Origin of the sequence: Azospirillum sp. TSO35-2, from assembly GCF_003116095.1 — a bacterium.
Classification (GTDB): domain Bacteria; phylum Pseudomonadota; class Alphaproteobacteria; order Azospirillales; family Azospirillaceae; genus Azospirillum.
Window position 1 is genome coordinate 1,038,485 of record NZ_LGRA01000018.1, and the last position, 16,774, is coordinate 1,055,258.

Consider the following 16,774-nt stretch of genomic DNA (forward strand, 5'->3'; position numbering starts at 1 on the left):
GAGAGGGCATGCCGACGCGCCGGACCTCGTCCACCCCGTATTTCCGCCTGCTGCTGCTCCCGGTCCTGGTGATCGTGGCGCTGTCGGTGGCGATCAACCTGCTGTCCTTCTGGAGCCTGAGCGAGAGCCAACAGGCCGTCAATCGGGAGTCCGAACGCGATGGCCAGGCCATCGAGGCGGCCAGCCACTTCAATGCCGCCCTGGATGAGGTGCAGGCGCAGGTGGTGACAACCCTGGACGATGCCGCCGGCGGGCGCCTGGATGAAGGCGAGGTCTATCGCATCCATGCCGGGTTCGTCGAGACGCTGGCCACCATGGCGGACCAGCTGAAGTCACTGGAGCGGGTTTCCGAACACACGGAAATGGCGATCAGCTGGTTCGACGACTACCGCAACTACATCATCATGGCAACCGATCTGGCTGCCATCGACCCTCCCCGTGCGCGCGCGTTCGCCTATAACGCGGCCGCCATTTTCGCCAACCTGTCGCACCATGCCCATGCCGTCGTCGAGGCAATCGTCCGCTCCTCCGGCGAACGCGAAGCGCGCCGGACCAGGATGCTGCATGACCGGACCTCCCGCCTGATGATCGCGGGAGTCGGCCTGAACCTAGGGCTCGTGGTGATGTGGTTGCTTCTCGCCCGCTGGACGTTCCTCCGGGTCCGCTTGATCAGCCGCGCTCTGCTCGATCTGGCCGACGGCAACGTCCATCCCACCGGGTTCGACCGCGTGCGGTCCATCGCCTCCGATAACCGGAGCGTGCTGCGCGACATGGGCCGGGCGGTGCTCAGCTTCCGGGATTCCCTGATGCTGCGCCAGAAGGCCGAAGCCGACCTGGGTGAGCGCATGAAGGAGCTTTCCTGCCTGTACGAGGTCGCCCGCATCACCGAACGCACCGATCTGGACGTGCCGACGATCTTTGAAATGGTTGCGGCGTCGCTGCCTGCCGCCATGCGCTATCCGGAGCATGCCGTCGGGCAGATCGCTTACGGGACTGTGGTGTTCGGTGAGGAGGTGGAGGGACAGCGGCTGACTGCCACGTTCGTCGACGGAGACGGCGTGGCCGGTACGGTCGCCGTTATCTACCGCGCTCCATTGCCCGCCGAGGCCGGCGCTCCGTTCCTGGACGAGGAAGCCGCCCTGATCGAGGCCGTTGCCCTGCGCCTGCAGATGGCGGTCCGCAGAAAGCGGGACGAAACCAGAAAGCAGGACCAGCAGGCGCTGATAAACGCCGTCGTCGAATTCTCGCCGCTTGCCGTCGAAGTGATCGATCCGGTTTCCCTCCGGTTCCTCAAGGTCAACGCCGCAGCCTGCCGCCAGCTCGGCTACAGCGAGGAGGAGCTTCTGGCGCTCGACCTTCCGGCCATCCAGGATGAGCTTCCGCGCGACCAGTTGCAGCGCAATGCCCAGAAGGCCTTCAGGGCCGGTGGCTTTCAACTGGAAAGCCGTCATCGCCGGAAGGACGGCTCGGTTTTCGACGTCCGCGTCAACGTCTCGGCCTTCCGGCAGGGTGATCGCGAGTATCTGCTGGCGCTGTGGGAGGACATCTCCCAGGCCAAGGCGGCGCGTGACGAAATCAGCAAACTCTCCTTGGTGGTGGAGCAGAGCCCCAACCTGGTGGTGATCACCGACCTGTCGGGGAACATCAGCTATGTGAACGACGCCTTCACCCGTGCCACGGGCTACAGCCGCGAGCAGGCCCTCGGCCGCAATCCGCGTTTCCTAAAGTCTGGCAAGACCCCGAGCGCGACCTACGAGGCGATGTGGAGTGCGCTGACCCGTGGCGAGGCCTGGAGCGGCGAGTTCGTCAACCGCACGCGCGACGGCCGCGAGGAGATCGAAGCGGCCTCCATCGTGCCGCTGCGCGGCGACGCCGGCGTGGTCACGCATTACGTGGCCGTCAAGGAGATCGTCACCGAACGCCGTCGGCAGGAGGATCTGCTTCGCAAGCTGTTCCTGGCGGTGAACCAGAGTCCCGAAAGCATCGTCATCACCGACCTCGCCGCCCGGATCGAGTATGTGAACGACGCCTTCTGCCGCAACACCGGCTATGGCCGCGACGAGGTGATCGGACAGAATCCGCGCGTTCTGCAGTCGGGCCGGACCGACCCGGCCGCCTACCGGGCGCTGTGGGACACGCTGGCCGCCGGCAACGCCTGGAACGGCGAACTGATCAACCGGCGCAAGGACGGCAGCGAATACATCGAGCTGGCCCACATCGCCCCGGTCCGGCAGCCCGACGGCAGCGTGAGCCATTACCTCGCCATCAAGGAGGATATCACCGAGAAGAAGCGGATGGCCGAAGAACTCGACCAGCATCGCCATCAGCTGGAGCGGCTGGTTGCCGAGCGCACGGCCGAGCTTCTTGCCGCCAGCCAACAGCAGGAAGCCATCTTCGACGCCGCGAGTGTTGGCATCGCCCTGATCCGCGACCGCCACATCGAGCGCTGCAACCACCGCATGGAAGAACTCTTCGCCTGCCCGGCTGGCGCAATGATTGGGGTTTCCACCCGCACTTGGTATGAAGACGAAGCGGCGTGGACGGCGGCGGGCGATGACATCTATCCGCAGCTCCGGCGTGGCGAGACCCATGTGCGCGCGCAGCGATACATGCGCCATGACGGCAGCCGGTTCTGGGCGCGCATCTACGCCCGCGCGATCGATCCGACCGACCTGGACCGGGGACTGGTCGCCATTTTCGAGGATATCACCGCCGAACGCGACGCCGCCGAAGCCCTGCGCATCTTCGCGGCGGAACAGCAGGCCATCCTCGAGTCCGCCACCTCGGGCATCGTGCTGATCAAGGACCGCATCCTGCAGCAGGGCAACATGAGGCTGCATGAGATGTTCGGCTGGCCGCCGGGTGAAATGATCGGCAAGCCGACGCGCATCTGGTACGCGGACGAGGATGCCTGGAACCTGGGCAACGCGTGCTATGGCCAGATCTGGCGCGGTGAAGCCCACCAGCGCGAACAGCAGCTGATGCGCCGCGACGGCAGTCTGTTCTGGGCGCGGTTGAACGCCCGTGCGGTCGATGCCTGCGATCCCGAACGCGGATCGGTGTGGGTCATCGACGACATCACGGCGGAACGCAAAGCCATTGAGGAAATGGCCAGAGCCCGTGCGCTCGCCGAAGATGCGGCCCGCGCGAAGTCGGATTTCCTCGCCAACATGAGCCACGAGATCCGCACGCCGATGAACGCCATCGTCGGCACCACCCATCTCTTGCGCCGGAAAAGCGCCGACCCGGATCAGGCCAAGAAGCTCGACACCATATCCGATGCCGCGCACCACCTTCTCACGCTCATCAACGATATTCTGGATCTCTCGAAGATCGACGCCGGGAAACTGGAACTCGAACTGGCCGACATCGACGTCGAGCGGGTTGTCGAACGGGTTTGTGCCCTGACTCGCGACAAGGCCGCGGCCAAGGGTTTGGAAATCGTCATCGATCTGCGGGATGTGCCGCACATGTTGCGCGGGGACGAACTGCGCCTTGGACAGATCCTGCTCAATTTCATGAGCAATGCCGTCAAGTTCACGGAAACCGGCAACGTCAGCCTGCGTGGCCGGGTCGTTGCAACCACCGCACAAGGCGTTGTCGTCCGCTTCGAGGTCACCGATACCGGCATCGGGTTGACCGCCGAGCAGAAGGATCGCCTGTTCCAACCCTTTCAGCAGGCCGACACCTCGACCACTCGGAAGTACGGTGGAACGGGGCTGGGGCTGGCAATCAGCCGCCGCCTTGCGGAGCTGATGGGCGGGCGCATCGGCGTCGAGAGCAGCTTGGGCGTGGGCAGTGCCTTCTGGATCGAGTTGCCTCTGGGCATTGTGAGGAGCGTCCCGCCGGCGCGGACGCCCGCGGTCGACCTGAAGGGGCGGCGGGTGCTGGTGGTCGACGATCTGCAGGAAGCGCGGGAGTCGCTCACCGACATGCTCGACCAGATCGGTATCCTGGTCACGGCGGTATCGAGCGGCCAGGACGCACTGGCCTGTGTGGCCGCCGCGGAGGCGGCTGGCAGGCCGTTCGACCTTATGCTGGTGGACTGGCAGATGCCGGGGATGGACGGGCTGGAGGTCGGCCGCCGCCTCATGGCCATGCCGCTGACACGGCCGCCCTCGTGCCTGCTGGTCAGCGCGTACGGCGACGGCGTGTCCAGGGACGAGCTGGTCCGCACCGGCTATGCGACGGTCCTCATCAAGCCGCTTTCTTCCTCGCGCTTGACCGACGCTCTTGAGGAACTGCTGTCGGGACGGACAGTCCCCGTCCATGACCTGGCGCCTGGCGAAGCTGAAGCGCGTCTGCGCCAGCAGCCGGGCAGCCGTGTGCTTCTGGCCGAGGATAACCCGGTCAACCAAGAGGTGGCACTCGAATTGCTTAACGAGGTTGGCCTTGAGGTCGACGTCGCCCGGGACGGACGGCAAGCCGTGGATATGGCGCAGGCTGCGGCCTACGACCTCATCCTGATGGATATGCAGATGCCGGAAATGGATGGCTTGGCCGCCACGCGCGCCATCCGCGGCTTTCCGCTGCACGCTCGGACCCCGATCCTGGCGATGACGGCGAACGCCTTCGACGAGGACCGGCAGGCCTGCCTGAACGCGGGTATGGACGACCACATCGCCAAACCGGTCGATCCTGAGGCGCTATACGCGACGCTGCTCCGTTGGTTGCCGCAACGGACTGCCACGGCGGGGAAAGGCAGCTCACCATCGTCGGATCGGGCTGTCGATTCTCCTGACGAAGGTCTATCGGATGCCGTGCGCAGGCAGTTGGAAGTGGTCCCGGGGCTGGATGTCGGGTTGGGACTGAAGGCGGCAAACGGACGGCTGGACCTTTACCTGCGTCTGTTGTCCCGCTTCGTCCAAGACCACCAAGCGGATGCGGCGGCTGCGTCTCTCGTCATCGGCGATTTCCTCGGGGCCCGGCGGGCAGCACACACTTTGAAGGGCGTGGCCGCAACCCTTGGTGCGTTCCGCCTGCGCGATGAGGCGGCATTACTGGAAGCCACCATTCCTGCCTCGCCTGAACCCAGTGCCGGCCCGGAAGCCTTGAACGACCTCATGGCGCGCGCTCGAGCCGTGGGTCAGAGCGTAGAGACGCTGAAAGCCGCGATCGCGGTGGTCCTGCCGACGTCGGCGTCGGGCCAGGAACCTTTGGCGTCGTCCGTTGACCGATCACGGATGCGTATGGTCATCAAGGACCTTGAGGCACTTCTTGCGGCTGATGATATGGCGGCCTCCCCCCTCTTTCACGCACATGAGGGCGAATTGCGTTTGGTGCTCGGCCACCATGCCGACGCCGTCGCACGGCTCATTGAAGACTTCGCTTTCGATGAGGCTCTCAACGCCCTGCGGGCCGGTGTCGTCAAGTGTCTGGGAGATGGTGAATGAGTAAAAAAGAGGATTCAGTTCACCGTGACCAAGCGCCTCCTCCCTATGATCCCAACCGGTTTCTGCGTCGAGCATGTTCTGCCGGAGCCGGACCGCATCACCATCTTCGTCCGCCCTCGGCGCCCGTCAGTTCCGTGCCCGCGTTGCCACCTGTCTTCGTCGCACGTGCACAGCCGTCATGAGCGCCGGTTGGCCGATCTGCCATGGCAAGGCCAGCCCGCAATTCTTCGCCTCCAAGCACGCCGATTCCTGTGCCGAGAGGCCAGTTGCCCGAAGCGCACCTTCGCCGAGCGCCTGCCGGGGATTGTGCAGCCCTCCGCCCGACGATCCGAGCGCCTCGTCGACATTCAGCGCCACATTGCCCTCGCCCTGGCGCCCGCGAAGCCGTCGGCACGGGACGTGAGGAAGGTGGCCACGCACGCTCCCCGTCACGCCCGATCGGATCGGGGCGCGTCGTCATCCCAGCCCTATACCGTTACCCAAATGCCTTGCCCAGCGGCAACTTGACGGTGCCGCTTCGGTCAATCGCAAACGGGTTTATCCAGGTTAAGGCGGCGTTTTGCCCAGGCGCGAGTATACCGCTTTCCGCTCACCGGGGAGGACATGGCCATGGGACAAAAGCCTCAGAACAGCCGCTCGATCATCGATAACCACCTGCAACCGGAACGGCGAGACCGGCTGATCCAGGAGAAGGAGCACGACCCCTACAAGTCGGACCTCAAAGCCGCCGATCCCAGCGTCTGTTCACGCTGCCACGCCGTCTACGAGGACGGTCGCTGGCATTGGGGCGCAAGGCCGGCCGACGCGACGGAGACCGTCTGCCAAGCCTGCCAGCGCATCGAGGAGCGGATCCCGGCCGGCATCCTGACGATGAGCGGCGCCTTCGTCCAAGCCCATCGTGCCGAGATCATGGCGCAGGTCCGTCATCAGGAGAAGCTCGAGACCGCCGAACATCCGCTCAACAGGATCATTGACATCCACGACACCGCCGACGGGATCGACGTGACGACCACGGATCTTCACTTGCCCCGGCGTATCGCCGAAGCGCTCGATCGCCATCATCAGGGTGAAGTGACGTGGAAGTACGCCGAGGGCGAGTGCTTCCTGCGGGCAAATTGGCATGCGGATTGAGAGGCCTGCCGGCCGCAGTGAAGTTTCACAGGCAACGCGGATCATGCGGGGCGGGTCAATCCTGCCCGCCCGGCAGACGCCAGTCCGAAACCGTCTCCGCCGCCAGAAGCGACCACATCCGCAGTGTCAGTTCCGGCGCGGTCTGGCAGAACCGCATCAGCGACTGGCGCGGGATCGGACAGGCGGTGAGGTCGGTAAGCGCCTCCACCGCGCAGGGCATGCAGCCGTTCGACACGGCCGGACAGTGCATGGCGCGCCTCTCCCATCGTATCGCTCTCCTGGGAGAACCGAGCAAATCTGGATGGTTGGCTGCGGGATTGTTGGCTGGGATCATTAGACCGCAAGACTTTGATGCGCCGCTTGATCCAGGTTAACGCCGGGACTCCTGGAGCCGCCAGAATAGTTGCCAGCGCGCTGTGCGTCCTGGGTGGCCGGTCTGCTTGTTACGGTCGAGGTGATGGTCGCGGAACGCGCCGCTCGCCGGCACACCCTGATGGACGCCAAACTCAAGGGGGGTGTACGGCCGCTGACCGGTGGCAACCGACAGGAGGAATGCCATGCAATTCCCGGTGCAGATCACCTTCGACAATCTGGAACCGTCACCCGCCCTGGAGACGGTCGTGCGGGAGCACGCCGCCAAGCTGGAGCGGTTCTTCGACCACATCATGGCGTGCCATGTGACCATCGACGCGCCGCACCGGCACCAGCACCAGGGCAAGCTCTATGCGGTCCGGATCGACCTGACCGTGCCAGGGGAAAAGCTGGTCGTGCGTTACGCCAAGCCCGAGGACCACGCTCACGAAAATCCAAGGGTCGCCGTGCGCGATGCGTTCGACGCGGCCCGCCGGGAGTTGGAGGATTACGCGCGCCGCCGCCGGCTGGACGTGAAGACGCATGAGGTTCCCGTGCACGGCCGCGTGGTCCGCCTGTTTGCCGGAGACGGCTACGGTTTCATCGAAACGACGGACGGGCAGGAGATCTATTTCCACCGCAACAGCGTGGCGGGCGGCTCCTTCGACGCCCTGAAGGTTGACCAGGAGGTCCGCCTGAGCATCGCTGAGAAGGAAAGCGCCCAAGGCCCGCAGGCGACCACGGTTTCGCCGGTCGGCAAGCATCATGTCGTCGGCGAGGGAACCGTCCCGGCGCCGTGACCCGTCACGCCCGCGAGCACGAGGCGAACCCGCCACCCGGCAACGCCGTGCCGATGGGACAAGGGGGCCGGAACAAGGAGGCCGGATATGCAGGACGCCACATACATCCGCTGGTTCTCCGACCTGGGCCGCGACGACGTGGCCCTGGTCGGAGGCAAGAACGCTTCGCTCGGTGAGCTGTACCGGCACCTGAAGCCGATGGGGATCGAGGTCCCGGACGGGTTCGCCCTGACCGCGGCGGCCTTTCGCGATGCGCTGACCACGGCCAAGGCGTGGGAGGACCTCCACGCGCTGCTCGACGGGCTGGATAAGAATGACGTGGCCCGGCTTGCCCGCGCCGGAGCCCGTGCGCGCGACATCGTCTACTCAGCCGGCCTGACGCCGGCGATGGAGGCGCAACTGCGCACGGCATTCCGGGCCCTGCTGGCCGAGTACGGGGAGGAACTGACCGTCGCAGTCCGCAGCTCCGCCACTGCGGAGGACCTGCCGACCGCCAGCTTCGCCGGCCAGCACGAGACCTATCTGAACGTGTCCGGGGAGGCCATGCTGCTCGACGCGGTGCGGCGCTGCCACGCCTCGCTGTTCACCGACCGGGCGATCTCCTACCGGATTGACCAGGGCTTCGACCACTTCAAGGTCGCGCTGTCGGTCGGCGTGCAGAAAATGGTGCGTTCCGACCTCGCCTCGGCCGGGGTGATGTTCACGCTGGATACGGAATCGGGATTCCGCGACGCCGTGTTCATCACCGGCGCCTATGGGCTGGGGGAAACGGTCGTCCAGGGGGCGGTCGATCCCGACGAGTTCTATGTGCACAAGGCGACTTTCCGGCAAGGCCACCGCGCGGTGCTGCGGCGGCGGCTGGGCGAGAAGCAGGTGAAGATGGTATACCGGCCGGGCCGCACGCGCGAGCCGACGCGCACCGTCCCCACCCCCGACGCCGACCGGGAGCACTTCTGTCTGACCGACGAGGAGGTGCTGCGGCTTGCCGGATACGCCATCCGGATCGAGGACCATTATGGCCAGCCCATGGACATCGAATGGGCCAAGGACGGACTGGACGGCGGCCTCTACATCGTCCAGGCACGGCCGGAGACGGTCGCCTCCCAGCGGGCGGCGTTGGAACTGGAGAGCTTCGTGTCGGAGGCGAAGGGGACCGTGCTCGCGTCGGGACGCGCGGTGGGCGGACGCATGGCCACCGGGACGGTGCGCGTGGTGACCGACGCCCACCAGCTGTCCGCCTTCCGTCCGGGTGAGGTGCTGGTGGCCGACACCACGACGCCGGATTGGGAGCCGGTGATGAAGACGGCCGCCGCCATCGTCACCAACCGGGGTGGCCGCACCTGCCATGCCGCCATCGTCGCCCGAGAACTGGGCATTCCAGCCGTGGTCGGAGCCGAACGCGCGACGGAGGTCCTGCGCGACGGGCAGACGGTCACCGTCTCCTGCGCGGAGGGTGAAACCGGCAAGGTCTATGACGGCGCCATGCCGTTTCGCGTGGAGCGCCTGGATCTTGGCCGGCTGCCGCGGCCGCAGACGCGCATCATGGTGAACCTCGGCAACCCCGATCAGGCCTTCCAGACCGGACGGCTGCCGGTGGACGGTGTCGGGCTGGCGCGCATGGAGTTCATCGTCAACGAGGCCATCAAGGTCCATCCGATGGCGCTCGTCCACCCGGAGCGTGTCGAGGACGTCGACGTGCGGGCCCGCATCGCCCGCCTGACCCGCAACCACCCGGACGGCAGCGCCTATTTCGTGGAGCGCCTGTCGGAGGGGATCGGCACCATCGCGGCGGCTTTCTTCCCGCGCCCGGTGATCGTCCGGCTGTCCGATTTCAAGACGAACGAATACGCTTCCCTGCTCGGCGGGAGGTGGTTCGAGCCGGTCGAGGAGAACCCGATGCTGGGTTTCCGGGGGGCTGCGCGCTACGCCCACCCCGCCTACGAGGAAGGCTTTGCGCTGGAATGCCGGGCACTCGCCCGCGTGCGTGGCGAGATGGGCCTGACCAACGTGAAGGTGATGGTGCCCTTCTGCCGCCGTCTGGAGGAAGCCGACCGTGTGATCGCCGCCATGGCGCGCCACGGGCTGGAGCGCGGGCGTGACGGCCTCGAGGTCTACGTGATGTGTGAAATCCCCAACAACGTGCTGCTGGTGGATGAGTTCGCCCAAAGGTTCGACGGTTTCTCCATCGGATCGAACGACCTGACGCAACTCACGCTCGGGGTGGACCGAGACAGCCCTCTGGTCGCCTTCGATTTCGACGAGCGCGATCCCGGCGTGCTGGCTTTCCTGCGCCAGGCCGTGGAGGGCGCGCGGCGCAATGGCCGGCCTTGCGGCATCTGCGGACAGGCGCCCTCGGACTATCCGGAGATCGCCGAGTTCCTGGTGCGCCTCGGCATCGACTCCATCAGCCTGACGCCCGACAGCGTGCTCAGGACGCTGCGCGCGGTTGTGGAACTGGAACAGAAACTCGGCCGCGCACCGCGCGAGCCCGGAACGGGAGGATCGTCATGAAGCACATCGTCGTTTTCGCGCATCCGCGCTCCGGCAGCTTCATCCGGCAGGCGGTGGGGGCCTATGTGGATGAGTTGGAGCAATGCGGGCACGCGGTCACCGTGCGCGACCTCTACTCCATGGGCTTCAACCCGGTTCTTTCGGAGGAGGAACTGGCCGGCAACGGTCCGATACCCGAAGACATCCAGCGCGAGCAGGATCTCATCACCGCCTGTAAGGCGGTTTCCTTCGTGTTTCCGATCTGGTGGGCTGGCATGCCGGCGATGCTGAAAGGCTACGTGGATCGTGTCTTCAGTTACGGATTTGCCTGGGAAATGCGGGGCGAGGAGATCGAGGGCAAACTGCATGGGCGCAAAGGGCTGATCATCACAAGTTCCGGCGCCCCGATGGCATTTCTGGAAACGACTGGTGAGAGGCAGGCCTTCACGGTGACACAGGATGTTGCGATCATGGGCCTATGCGGCATCAAGGTGGTCGAGCATCTGCATTTCGACGATCTGGGGCCGCACACCACGCCCGCGCAGGTCGACGACGACATCCGCCGCATCCGCGCGGCCGTACGCGACCATTTCTGAATGGGGCATGCGGCTCGGCCCCGCCGGACCGGGCCGCATGCCGAAGCCGCTTCTCAACCATTCCGCCGCCGATCCGATCCGCGCCACTCCGTTTCCCATAGTCTTGAGGTTCGTCGGATGGGCGTCTCTCTGGATGGAACCATAATTTGGTTCAGTGAAAATTCATAATACACAATTATTTAATGTGAATTCTGCGCGCGTTTTTGTACACGCGTGACGGGAAGTCAGCTTCGCGGCGTTTGCGATCCTGCCGCCGGTCCCAGAATGTGAAAGGGCCGTCCACCTCATCAACTCACTGAGCGACCGCCTCTGCATGGTTCAAGTGCCCTCCACTGGCTGAGATGTGCCTGCTGCGTACAAGTTCTCAATCTTGCCCAATGTTCGCGCGAACAGCCGCGCGCACCCTGGCCAGCGCCGGTGACGGATCGCGTTTGCGCCACGCCATGCCAAAGGCCAGGACCGGGGCTGCATCAGGCAACGGCCGGTAGGCCACGCCGGGCAGGACAAAGCGCGAAACCCAGTGCGGCACAAGAGCGATACCGAGCCCCTGCCCCACCAGCTGCAGCATGGTCAGCTTCTCCGTCACCTCCTGCACCGCCTGCGGGCGGTGGCCGTGTGCCTCGAACTGTCGGACGGTCAAGTCGTGCAGCAGCGGGCGGCTGTGTTTCGGGTAGCCAATGAAGGGCTGTGCGGCCAGCCATTCCCAGAACGGCACGTCGCTGGCTTGGGAGGCCGATGCTTCCGGCAGTGCCGCGATGAACGGTTCGTCGAACAAGTGGACGCAGGCGAGGTCGGGGTCGGTCACCGGGGGGCGAAGGAACGCCAGATCGATGCGCTGGCGGATCAGATCCGCCTCCTGCTCGGCAGAGCTGCCTTCGGTCAGGGTGATGCTCAGCGTCGGGTGCTCGGCGCGCAGACGGGTGAGCACCGGCGGCAGAACCGCCACCAGCGCCTCGTCGATGCCGCCGATGCGCAGGCTGCCGCCGCCATCCGCCGCCGCCCGCGCCACCCGGACGGTCCGCTCCGCCTGCTCCAGCAGTTGCCGCGCCTCGGTCAGGAAGGCCACGCCAGCGGCGGTCAGGCTGACCTGCCGCGTGGTGCGGAACAGCAATGGGCAGCCCAGTTCCGCCTCCAGCAGACGCACTTGATGCGACAGCGCCGCCTGGGCCATGGCCACCCGCTCGGCCGCGCGGCGGAAATGCAGTTCCTCAGCCACCGCGATGAAACAACGGACCTGACGCAGTTCCAAGAGCGGGTCTTCCAGCAAGGGGGGCCATGGATGGTGCGGAGCTTAGCACGGCACCCCTCACGATCAGCGACTTCTGTGGAAGTGGGCGTCCTCGCCGAAATGCTCCCGGTACGCGGCATCGGCCGCGGTCCCGTCGAACTCTCCGCACATCTTGGCGACCACGACCGTGGCAAGGCTGTTGCCGACGATGTTCGTCACGGCGCGCGCCTCGGCCATGAAGCGGTCGACGCCAATCAAGAGCGCCAACCCCTCCACCGGCAAAACGTGGGTGGCCGACAGCGTCGCGGCCAGCGTCACGAAGCCGGCTCCGGCCACGGCACCCGCCCCCTTCGAGGTCACCATCAGCAGCAGAAGCAGGCCGATCTGCTGACCGAGCGACAGGTCGATGCCATAGGCCTGGGCGATGAACAGCGCCGCCATCGACAGGTAGATCGACGTTCCATCCATGTTGAAGGAATAGCCGGTCGGCAGGACCAGCCCGACCGTCGGGGCCGAACAGCCCAGCCGCTCCAGCCGGGCCATCAGGCGCGGCAGCACGCTTTCCGACGAGGCCGTGCCGAAAACGATCATGATCTCCTGCCCGATGAAACGCAGGAAGCGCCGCAGGCTGAAGCCGCACATCCGTGCGATGGCGTTCAGCACCACGAAAACGAACAGGGCGCAGGTGACGTAGACCGCCATCATCAGCTTGCCCAGGACCAGGACGGAGCCCAGCCCGTATTTGGAAACGGCGAAGGCCATGGCCCCATAGGCGCCGATCGGGGCCAACCGCATGATCAGCGCGATGATCTTGAACAGGATGTCCGCCAGCGCATGCATGGCCTCGAGCGCCGGCTTCACCCGGTCGCCCGCCAGGGCGGCGGCGCAGCCGAACAGGATGCCGAACAGGACGATCTGCAGCAGATCGCCCTTGGCGAAGGCGGCCACGATGTTGTCGGGCACCAGATGGGTGAGGAAGTCGAGCATGTAATGCTCGCCCGCCATCTGGCTGTATTTCGTCACATCCACCGCGCCGGCGCCGAAGGCCGCGCGGTCGAAGCCATCGCCCGGACGCAGCAGGTTCATCACCACCACGCCGATGCCGAGCGCCAGCGTGGTGACCAACTCGAAGTAGAGGAGCGCCATGCCGCCGATCCTGCCGACCCGGCGCAGGTCGCCGATGGCGGCGATGCCGGAGACGATGGTCAGAAAGGCGATCGGCGCCACCACCATCTTGATGAGGCGGATGAAGAGATCGCCCAGCGGCTGCATCGCCTGCCCGAAGGCCGGCGCCAGATGACCGGTGGCGATGCCCAGCATGATGGCAAGCACCACCTGGACGGTCAGATTTCCGTACCAGCGGCGTCGGTCCGGAGTGGCCGGCGCCATGTCGGCAAGCGTGGTCATGGCAAAATCCTCCCTGTTCCCGCGTCCTGGGGCGCGCGGGTTTGTCGTTGTCGGGTTGCTGACTGGTAGCGGGGGACCGTCAGGCCGCTAGGGCAGCCAGGGGGTCCGCATCCGGTGACCGGCCTCGAAGTCAGCGATGGCGCCGGTACGGGTCAGGGTGGTCGCGATGTGGTCGCGGCCGTGCAGCAGCGCCTCGCGGCGGCCGGCATCGATGGTGAAGCTCCAGCGGCGGCCATCGGCCGTCGCGATGCTGCAACCGGTCAGATCGACGGTCAGCCGTGCCGGCTCCGGCCCCGCCGCCACCTCCATCAGGGCGTCGGCGGTTGCAGGGTCGAGCGTCAGCGCCAGCAGGCCATTGCGGGCGCAGTTGTCGAAGAAGATGCCGGCGAAGCTGGTGCCCAGCAGGGCACGCACGCCGCGCTGCTTGAGACCCCACACCGCGTGCTCGCGGCTCGAGCCGCAACCGAAGTTGGGGCCGACCACCAGGAATGCGGCATCGCGCCAGCCCGGCCGGTTGAGAATGAAATCGGGGCGCTCCCGCCCGCCGGCGTCGAAGCGCAGGTCATGGAAGGCACCCTCGCCGAGGCCGCTGCGATCGATTCCCTTCAGGAACTGCTTGGGCATGATCACATCGGTGTCGATGTTGGGCAGTGGAATGGCGGCGGCGGTTCCGCTGACGATGGTGAAAGACTCCATGGGCATGGTCTCCGGTTGGGTCAGGCCAGTCTGGTCAGGGAAGATCGCGCGGGTCGCACAGGCGCCCGGCGATCGCCGAGGCGGCGACGAGGGCGGGGCTCATCAGATGGGTACGGGCGCCGCGGCCCTGCCGGCCCTCGAAGTTGCGGTTGGTGCTGGAGGCGCAGCGCGCGCCATCCGGAAGCACGTCGTCGTTCATGGCGAGGCACATGGAGCAGCCGGGCTGGCGCCATTCAAAGCCGGCGGCGATCAGCACGCGGTCAATCCCCTCGGCTTCCGCCTGCCGTCGCACGGCCCCCGATCCCGGCACGATCATGCCCCGCACGCCCGGCGCCACCCGCCGTCCCTTCGCCACGCCCGCCACCGCGCGCAAATCCTCGATGCGGGCGTTGGTGCAGGAGCCGATGAAGGCATGGTCGATGGCGATGTCCCTCACCGGCGTGCCGGGGGCCAGACCCATGTACTCCAACGCGCGCACCATGGCGCGGCGACGGGTGGGATCGATTTCGGTGCCGGGATCGGGAACGGTGCCGTCGACGGCGACGGCCTGGTCCGGGCTGGTCCCCCAGGTCACCAGGGGCCGGACGGCCGCAGCGTCGAAGCGGACCTCGCGCAGGAAGTGGGCGTCCTCGTCGCTATGGAACCGGGCCCACAGCGCCGTCGCCCGCTCCCAATCGGCGCCGGACGGCGCCCGCGGGCGGCTTCGGACATAATCGGCGGTGATGGCGTCCGGAGCAATCAGCGCCACCCGCGCGCCGCACTCCACCGCCATGTTGCAGACGGTCATCCGGCCTTCCATGCCCAGGGCGCGGATGGCCGCCCCGGCGAACTCGACGGCGTGGCCGGCCGCCCCGTCGGCCCCAAGGGAGGCGATCACCGCCATGATCAGATCCTTGGCGCCGACCCCGTCGCCTGCAATGCCATCGAGGATCACCCGCATGGGAGCCAGCCGCCGGTGCACCACCGTCTGCGTCGCCAGCACATGCTCCACCTCCGACGTGCCGATGCCGTAGCCGAGCGCGCCGAAGGCACCATAGGTGGTGGTGTGGCTGTCGCCGCACAGGATGGTCATTCCCGGCTGGGCGAGGCCGAGGTCGGGCACCACCACATGCTCGATGCCCTGCCGCGGGTCCATGAGATCAATCAGTTCGATCCCGAAATCGGCACAGTTGCGCCGCAGATAGCGGATCTGACCGGCGGCGCTCTCGTCTGCGACATCCTCCGTCCGCTGCGGCGCCGTCGGATTGACGTGATCGACCACGGCCAGCTGCGCCGACGGCCGCCACGGTCGGCGTCCGGCCTCGCGCAGTCCGGTGAAGGCCTGCGGGCTGGTGTATTCGTTCATGACGTGCAGATCGACGTAGAGCAGCCGCTCCTCCCCGTCCAGGGAACAGACGGTGTGCGCGTCGAGCAGCTTGTCATAGAGCGTGCGCGGCCCCTGACGGTCGGGCGCGTGTGGAAAAAGGGGCTCTGGCGATGGCATGGGCGGGTCCTGTCTCGGTTGGAGGCGCGGCTGAAGCGTGCCGTCATCCTATCCGCCGGACGGTGGACCGATTGAGCGGGTTTGATTGTTCAATGAAACCGTGTCGCCGCTCGGCCGGTCGCCGGGCCAGGATCGGGCATTCCAAATCGATCAGGGGGGCTCCGTCATGATGTTCGAGGGTTTCGACGATTTCGAGGTGCCGACCGAGGGCGCGCACATCCGGGTCCGCCGCGGCGGCCAGGGTGCCCCGCTTCTGCTGCTTCACGGCTATCCGCAGACCGGCGCCATGTGGCACAAGGTGGCGGAGCGGCTGCGCGACCGCCACACCCTGGTGGTGGCGGATCTGCGCGGCTACGGCGGTTCCGCCAAGCCGGCGACCACACCCGACCATGCGCCCTATTCCAAGCGCGCCATGGCCGCCGACATGGTGCAGGTTATGGCCGCGCTCGGGTACGACCGCTTTTTCATCGCTGCCCACGACCGCGGCGCGCGGGTGGCGCACCGGCTGATGCTCGACCATCCCAGCCGGGTCGTCGCCGCCGTCCTGCTGGACATCGCGCCGACGCGGGAGATGTACACGGGCACCACCGATGCCTTCGCGCAGGCCTATTGGCACTGGTTCTTCCTGTGCCAGGCCGCCCCGCTTCCGGAGCGCATGATCGGTGGCGATCCACGATTCTACTGGTTGAAGAAATGCGGCTCCGGCAGTGCCGGCCTCTCACCCTTCACCCCGGAGGCGCTGGCGGAATATCTCGCCGCCTGGACCCCGGGGACCATCCACGCCTCCTGCGAGGATTACCGGGCCGCGGCGACCATCGACCTGCGCCATGACGAGGAGGACGGCGGCGCCAGGGTGGAATGCCCGCTCCGTGTGCTGTGGGGCGAGCATGGGGTGATCGAGCGATGCTTCGATGCGCTGGCTGAATGGCGCAAACGCGCCGTGAACGTCTCAGGCCGCAGCCTGCCCGGCGGCCATTACCTTGCCGAGGAGTTGCCGGACCTCGTTGCCGAAGAGATCCTGCGCTTCCTCACCGACAAGGGAGACTGACCCTCTGCAGTAGGAGACATCGTGCACCGGTGGGGCCAACGAGTTGACTGCGCCGGCTCTCCTCGCGTCTGGAGCCATCGTTGCGACCGCAACGCGGCAGTCCGAAGGAGTGGCGCGAACGATTTCGGGCGCAGGCAAACGGTTTGCCCAG

The 16,774-nt window shown here is 66.5% G+C and carries 11 protein-coding genes; 6 read left to right on the forward strand and 5 right to left on the reverse strand.

Annotation, left to right across the window (positions count from 1 at the left end; all coding sequences use genetic code 11):
• Positions 1 to 8: 8 nt before the first annotated feature.
• Together TSO352_RS15680 and TSO352_RS15690 are read left to right on the forward strand one after the other, a co-directional pair.
• On the forward strand, positions 9 to 5,393 hold the full coding sequence (locus tag TSO352_RS15680; protein WP_109108207.1) for a PAS domain S-box protein: 5,385 nt from the start codon (positions 9 to 11) through the stop codon (positions 5,391 to 5,393).
• 603 nt (positions 5,394 to 5,996) lie between these two features.
• Positions 5,997 to 6,524, forward strand: coding sequence for a BCAM0308 family protein (locus TSO352_RS15690; protein WP_199231607.1), 528 nt, complete (start codon positions 5,997 to 5,999; stop codon positions 6,522 to 6,524).
• Positions 6,525 to 6,579: 55 nt separating this feature from the next.
• Here the strand turns inward: TSO352_RS15690 and TSO352_RS15695 are convergent, their stop codons facing one another.
• Complete coding sequence (locus tag TSO352_RS15695; RefSeq protein WP_109108210.1) at positions 6,580 to 6,774, reverse strand: hypothetical protein; 195 nt, start codon at positions 6,772 to 6,774, stop codon at positions 6,580 to 6,582.
• 307 nt (positions 6,775 to 7,081) lie between these two features.
• On the opposite strand from TSO352_RS15695, the gene TSO352_RS15700 reads away from it, so the two are divergent.
• From TSO352_RS15700 to TSO352_RS15710, 3 genes are all read left to right on the forward strand, one after another.
• The gene (locus tag TSO352_RS15700) at positions 7,082 to 7,675 is read left to right on the forward strand and encodes an HPF/RaiA family ribosome-associated protein (RefSeq protein WP_109108211.1); all 594 of its coding nucleotides are present in this window, start codon (positions 7,082 to 7,084) and stop codon (positions 7,673 to 7,675) included.
• A gap of 87 nt (positions 7,676 to 7,762) precedes the next feature.
• On the forward strand, positions 7,763 to 10,186 hold the full coding sequence (gene ppsA, locus TSO352_RS15705) for a phosphoenolpyruvate synthase (RefSeq protein ID WP_109108212.1): 2,424 nt from the start codon (positions 7,763 to 7,765) through the stop codon (positions 10,184 to 10,186).
• A complete protein-coding gene (locus TSO352_RS15710) occupies positions 10,183 to 10,761 on the forward strand; it encodes an NAD(P)H-dependent oxidoreductase (protein WP_109108213.1) in 579 nt (192 codons plus the stop codon). The genes ppsA and TSO352_RS15710 overlap by 4 nt, the downstream gene beginning before the upstream one ends.
• A 364-nt stretch (positions 10,762 to 11,125) precedes the next feature.
• On the opposite strand, the gene TSO352_RS15715 is transcribed toward TSO352_RS15710, so the two are convergent.
• The 4 genes from TSO352_RS15715 to leuC all read right to left on the reverse strand — a co-directional run bounded on the left by TSO352_RS15715 (position 11,126) and on the right by leuC (position 15,575).
• The gene (locus TSO352_RS15715; protein ID WP_158284595.1) at positions 11,126 to 12,010 is read right to left on the reverse strand and encodes a LysR substrate-binding domain-containing protein; all 885 of its coding nucleotides are present in this window, start codon (positions 12,008 to 12,010) and stop codon (positions 11,126 to 11,128) included.
• A gap of 63 nt (positions 12,011 to 12,073) precedes the next feature.
• Positions 12,074 to 13,396 (reverse strand): C4-dicarboxylate transporter DctA, encoded by a 1,323-nt coding sequence (gene dctA, locus TSO352_RS15720; protein WP_247872124.1) that lies wholly within the window; start codon positions 13,394 to 13,396, stop codon positions 12,074 to 12,076.
• Between the two features lie 87 nt (positions 13,397 to 13,483).
• Positions 13,484 to 14,092, reverse strand: a complete 609-nt coding sequence (gene leuD / locus TSO352_RS15725; RefSeq protein ID WP_109108215.1) for a 3-isopropylmalate dehydratase small subunit — start codon at positions 14,090 to 14,092, stop codon at positions 13,484 to 13,486.
• 34 nt (positions 14,093 to 14,126) lie between these two features.
• Positions 14,127 to 15,575, reverse strand: coding sequence for a 3-isopropylmalate dehydratase large subunit (gene leuC / locus TSO352_RS15730; RefSeq protein ID WP_109108216.1), 1,449 nt, complete (start codon positions 15,573 to 15,575; stop codon positions 14,127 to 14,129).
• Positions 15,576 to 15,741: 166 nt separating this feature from the next.
• Between leuC and TSO352_RS15735 the strand changes: the two genes are divergently transcribed.
• Positions 15,742 to 16,623, forward strand: a complete 882-nt coding sequence (locus TSO352_RS15735; RefSeq protein ID WP_282183868.1) for an alpha/beta hydrolase — start codon at positions 15,742 to 15,744, stop codon at positions 16,621 to 16,623.
• The last annotated feature ends 151 nt before the right edge of the window (positions 16,624 to 16,774 follow it).